Annotated in this window: 2 protein-coding genes; one reads left to right on the top strand and one right to left on the bottom strand. The window is 72.6% G+C overall.

The genetic code is table 11. From position 1 onward, the window contains the following. Window positions 1-505 (bottom strand): streptophobe family protein (locus B7L92_RS38155; RefSeq protein WP_218030502.1); only part of this gene is annotated, 505 nt, incomplete at its 3' end. 235 nt (window positions 506-740) lie between these two features. Between B7L92_RS38155 and B7L92_RS38160 the strand changes: the two genes are divergently transcribed. Then, window positions 741-1,688 (top strand): FHA domain-containing protein (locus B7L92_RS38160; protein WP_174704090.1); only part of this gene is annotated, 948 nt, incomplete at its 3' end.

Raw genomic sequence — 1,688 nt, forward strand, 5'->3', positions numbered from 1 at the left:
CGCCCCCGCCCGGCAGGCCGTCCAGCCCCAGCGAGCCGCCGTCGAGGGTGACGACGTCGTGCCCGGCCCAGGCCAGCCCGCCCGCCATCGCGACGGACAGCGCCACCACGGTGCCCGCGCGCGCGAGGAGTTCGCTCCCGCGGACCACGGTCCCGGCCGCCCGCAGCGACCGCAGGAAGAAGTACGCCAGCAGCAGCGCGCCCACCAGGCTCACGCCCAGCGGCGTGACGTCGACGGCCGTGTCGGCCTCCGCCCCGAACAGCCCGAAGGCGGACACGTCACCGGACGGCGTGACCGATCCCCCCGCTCCCAGCGCCACCACCGCCGCCGTCATCGTGCCCAGGGAACCCGCCGAGTCCGCGTCCAGCAGGTGCAGCCCGAGCGCGGCGGTCCCCGCCATCCCGATCAGGGCCCAGCTCACCGCGGCGACCGCGGACATGACGACATCCGCCCACGGCGTGCGCGTACCGCGCTCCGCGGCTCCGGCGCTCGTGGCAGCACCCATGGCAGACCCCCCGATCCGCGGCGCGGCGGCCGCGTCCGTCCCCCTCGCGTGGTTTACCACTCTCCGGGCCGATTTCAACCCCGGGGGCGGAGACGGTGGATGCGTTGGTGCGCGGTCGTGACAAGGCCCGGCTTCCGGTCGGCGGACCGAGCCTGAAATAGTTCCCCCCGATGTTCGACATCCCTAGACTCCCTGCGACGGGGGAAATTCGGGGGACAACTCAGTGGGGCATGGAGTGCCGGAACTCGTACTGGAATCAAACGGACGGACCTGGACGCTCGATCCGTCGAGGTCCTACACCCTCGGACGCGATCCGCAGGGGGACGTCGTGCTGGAGGACGCCAGGGTCTCCTGGCGCCACGCCACGATCAGCTTCAACGGCCGCAGTTGGGTCGTCGAGGACCACGGCAGCACCAACGGCACGTTCGTGCAGGGACAGCGGATCCACCACCTGGAGTGCAGCTCCGACACGGCGCTGAACCTGGGCAACGCCAACGACGGGCCCCGGGTGACGCTGTCCGGCGTCGCGGCCCCGGCCGCCGCGCCGCAGCAGCCGTACGCGGCCCAGGGGGCGACCCCGGGCTGGGCCCAGCAGGTGCCGCAGCAGCAGGTACCGCCGCAGCAGCCCGCCGCGCAGGCGGGCTGGCAGCAGCACGCGGCGCCGCAGCCGTCCGTGCCGCACATCCCGCCGCAGCAGGGCCCCGGTGGTGGCGCGGGGGCGCCGCCGGTCTACGGCGACCGCAGCCCCACCACGTTCCACCAGTTCTCGTTCGGCCGCGTGATGCGCATCGGCCGTGCCCTGGAGAACGACCTGGTCGTCTCCGACCTCCAGGTGTCCCGCAACCACGCCGAGTTCCACTCGACGCCCGACGGCCGCATGGAGATCCGCGACCTGGGCTCGCACAACGGCACGTACGTCAACGGCCAGCCGATCGCCAAGGGCGGCTCGCAACTGCTCGGCCCCACCGACATCGTGGGCGTCGGCCACTCGACGTTCCGGATCGTCGGCGACCGGCTCGAGGAGTTCGTCGACACCGGTGAGGTGTCCTTCTCCGCCCGCCATCTGACCGTCACGGTCGACGGCGGCAAGCAGATCCTCAAGGACGTCTCCTTCGGTGTCCCGGAGAAGTCGCTGATCGCGGTCATCGGCCCGTCCGGCTCCGGCAAGTCGACCCTGCTCAAG

This window comes from Streptomyces viridosporus (assembly GCF_002078235.1).
GTDB classification, from domain to species: Bacteria; Actinomycetota; Actinomycetes; order Streptomycetales; family Streptomycetaceae; genus Streptomyces; species Streptomyces viridosporus.